Origin of the sequence: Shewanella sp. S1-58-MNA-CIBAN-0166 (assembly GCF_040310085.1) — a bacterium.
Lineage (GTDB): Bacteria > Pseudomonadota > Gammaproteobacteria > Enterobacterales > Shewanellaceae > Shewanella.
In genome coordinates this window covers 1-2,498 of the sequence record NZ_JBEOPN010000065.1, presented here as the reverse complement: position 1 = coordinate 2,498, position 2,498 = coordinate 1, and the positions used below count along the sequence as shown (strand labels likewise).

At 41.5% G+C, this 2,498-nt stretch carries 1 protein-coding gene and 3 tRNA genes; 2 read left to right on the top strand and 2 right to left on the bottom strand.

The window, feature by feature from the left end; all coding sequences use genetic code 11:
- Together AAEY99_RS21075 and AAEY99_RS21070 are read right to left on the bottom strand one after the other, a co-directional pair.
- Positions 1-76, bottom strand: a tRNA-Val gene (locus AAEY99_RS21075).
- Between the two features lie 39 nt (positions 77-115).
- Positions 116-191, bottom strand: a tRNA-Val gene (locus tag AAEY99_RS21070).
- Between the two features lie 256 nt (positions 192-447).
- On the opposite strand from AAEY99_RS21070, the gene gltX reads away from it, so the two are divergent.
- Both gltX and AAEY99_RS21060 read left to right on the top strand, forming a co-directional pair.
- The gene (gltX, locus tag AAEY99_RS21065) at positions 448-1,857 is read left to right on the top strand and encodes a glutamate--tRNA ligase (RefSeq protein WP_351011923.1); all 1,410 of its coding nucleotides are present in this window, start codon (positions 448-450) and stop codon (positions 1,855-1,857) included.
- A 102-nt stretch (positions 1,858-1,959) separates the two neighbouring features.
- A tRNA-Ala gene (locus AAEY99_RS21060) sits at positions 1,960-2,035 on the top strand.
- Positions 2,036-2,498: the final 463 nt, after the last annotated feature.

The following is a 2,498-nucleotide window of genomic DNA, read 5'->3' as shown; positions in this document are numbered from 1 at the left end:
TGGTGGTCGCTACTGGGCTCGAACCAGTGACCCCCTCCTTGTAAGGGAGGTGCTCTCCCAGCTGAGCTAAGCGACCTAGGATATAATTAACAGTTATAATCCATAAATAAAAATATGGTGGTCGATACTGGGCTCGAACCAGTGACCCCCTCCTTGTAAGGGAGGTGCTCTCCCAGCTGAGCTAATCGACCTCGCTGTGTGGGGCCGTATTATAGGGGGCAAGCAAAACCTGTCAACGCTTTTTATTTAAAATAATGTCAGTCGGACTAAAATTGTTCGCTTTGATGCTTTGTTGAACAAGAGATTGTGATCAAAAATAAAGAAAATCCAAAAACCTCCCTAGGTTTGAAAGTCCGCCATTTCAACTGCTGGGTTTGACTGTTAGAATAGCGGCACATTTTTTTGTTTGTCTTTTTTAGACGTTTATAAATAGGTTAGTGTCCGATTATGACTACTAAGACGCGTTTTGCTCCAAGTCCAACTGGTTTTCTTCATGTAGGTGGTGCTCGTACAGCACTTTATTCATGGTTGCACGCACGTGCTAACAATGGTGAATTTGTACTTCGTATTGAAGACACTGATATTGAACGTTCAACTCAAGAAGCATGTGATGCCATTCTTGACGGTATGAACTGGTTAGGTTTGACTTGGGATGAAGGTCCTTATTACCAAACTAAACGTTTTGATCGTTACAATGAGATTATTGAGGAAATGCTAGACAAAGGCACTGCATACAAATGCTATTGCTCGCGTGAACGCATTGAGAGCATGCGTGAAGACCAAGCTGCGCAAGGTTTACAACAGAAATACGACGGTTGTTGTCGTAACCTTGCGCCTCGTGACACTGACGAACCTTTTGTCATTCGCTTTAAAAACCCAATTGAAGGCAGTGTGATATTTGATGATCACGTTCGTGGTCGAATCGAAATTTCTAACGATATGCTTGATGATTTAATCATTAAGCGTACCGATGGTGTACCAACCTATAATTTCTGTGTTGTAGTAGATGACTGGGACATGGGTATTACCTGCGTTGTACGCGGTGAAGATCATATCAATAATACGCCACGCCAAATCAACATCCTTAAAGCATTAGGCGCACCGATCCCTGAATATGCACATGTGTCGATGATTCTAGGTGACGATGGCGCTAAGCTATCTAAACGTCATGGTGCTGTGGGCGTTATGCAATACCGTGATGACGGGTATCTACCAGAAGCACTATTAAACTATCTTGTTCGCTTAGGTTGGTCTCATGGCGATCAAGAAATATTTTCAATGGACGAGTTGAAAACGCTGTTTAAGTTAGATGATATCAATAAGGCTGCTTCAGCTTTTAATACTGATAAGCTCATTTGGTTAAACCAACATTATATCAAGTCTCTCGATCCTGTTTATGTCGCATCACATTTACAATGGCATATGGATGATCAGAAAATTGATACTAGTAATGGTCCAGCGTTAACTGAAATTGTTACAGCATTATCTGAACGTGCGAAAACATTAAAAGAATTAGCTGCTTCAAGTCGTTACTTCTATGAAGACTTTGCTGATTTTGATGAAGCCCAAGCTAAGAAGCATTTACGTGGCGTGGCACTAGAGCCTTTAACATTGTTCAATCAAAAGTTATCTGAACTAAATGATTGGAGCGTAGAGAATATTCACAACGTTATTGAAGCGACAGCGACAGAACTTGATGTCGGCATGGGTAAAGTAGGTATGCCTTTACGCGTTGCGGTTACTGGTGCAGGACAGTCTCCTGCATTAGATTTAACCTTGTTCTTAATCGGAAAAGAAAGATCTGCACAAAGAATATCCAAAGCGATTGAATTTGTAGCAGATAGAATAAATTCCTAAAAAACGAGTTGACACTTTTGGGTATGCTGCATAGAATGCGCCTCGCAGTTGAGACATGATGTTAGTTTTTTCTAGTAGCATATCCAAAAGCATTAAGTAAGAGGGGTTATAGCTCAGCTGGGAGAGCGCTTCGCTGGCAGTGAAGAGGTCCACGGTTCGATCCCGTGTAGCTCCACCACTTACTTAACAGTCTTTAAGTAGATAATTAGCATTGATGTTTAGCCTACAGACACCAATGAGTATTCACTCGATACAGAGTATAACGTATCAAATGTGTCCCATTAGTCTAGAAATAGCGCTTAGGACATCGCCCACTTTGGTTTATAAAGAGTCGGCGGTAACAAGGGCTCGAATCCTTAGGGTTTTGTTCTTCATTATAGGTAACTAGCACTGGTGTTTAGCCTACAGATACCAATGAGTATTCACTCGATACAGAGTATAACGTATCAAATGTGTCCCATTCGTCTAGAAATAGAGCTTAGGACATCGCCCACTTTGGTTTATAAAGAGTCGGCGGTAACAGGGGTTCGAATCCTTAGGGTTTTGTTCTTCATTATAGGTAATTAGCACTGGTGTTTAGCCTACAGACACCAATGAGTATTCACTCGATACAGAGTATAACGTATCAAATGTGTCCCATT